Below are 785 nucleotides of genomic sequence, written 5' to 3'. Positions count from 1 at the left end.
TTAGGTCGGCTGTCGCCCGGGGGCGGGTTCCCCGCTTCGCCCAGCGCCGTGTCAGCTTCGTTTTCTGGCCGATCCTTGCTTCATCCGCCCACCACAGTTCGATATTTTCTCCGGGGTGACAGGCGCTGATTGCGGCAAGGGCATCAGGAAAATCTTTTTAAAAATGTCCTGGGCATCCGGGTTCTGGGCATAATGCCGGGGGCGTGGCGTCAGCAGACGAAAATTCTCACTGCGGACAATCCTGCTCAACCAGGAAACAGACAGGCTGACCCCGTGCTCTTCATGAAGCCAGGCGCACAGATCACGCAATCGCCAGCGCACCACGCCATGAGCCGAAGGAATGGGACCGTCTTCAATCCGCTGCGCCAGAGCCTCCATGACGGAAGGTATGATGCGGCGGGCAGCACCCCCACCATGACGATCAATCAGCCCCGCAGGCCCTTGCGCGTTAAAGCGCAAAACCCAGTCCCGAACGATCTGTCGATCCGTTCCCGCAAGACGGGCCGCCTCGCCACGCGTTGCCCCGTCATAAATCGCGGCAAGCGCCAGAAGGCGCCGCGACTGGGCCGCATGTCTGCTTCGTCGCGCCAGACCTCGCATGCTCGCTGCATCATAATCTTCTCGGAGTGCGACCGCCTTGCTCATCAGGGATACCTTCCTTCAATGACGGTATCCTGTGAATCACAATTCAACGCCTATGTGTACCCCCCCCCCCTGAGTCACAGCCAAAACAAATTGGTATTAGGTCGGCTGTCGCCCGGGGGCGGGTTCCCCGCTTCGCCCAG

General features: G+C 60.4%; 1 pseudogene. It reads right to left on the bottom strand.

Features of this window, described 5'->3' with window-relative positions:
- A pseudogene (locus tag B7G66_RS14445) lies at positions 1-645 on the bottom strand (IS630 family transposase); the annotation flags it as partial.
- Positions 646-785: the final 140 nt, after the last annotated feature.

The sequence above is a fragment of the Novacetimonas hansenii JCM 7643 genome, from assembly GCF_000964405.1.
Classification (GTDB): Bacteria; Pseudomonadota; Alphaproteobacteria; order Acetobacterales; family Acetobacteraceae; genus Novacetimonas; species Novacetimonas hansenii.
Note: the sequence above shows the minus strand (reverse complement) of the source record. Positions and strands in the feature narration are given on the sequence as shown.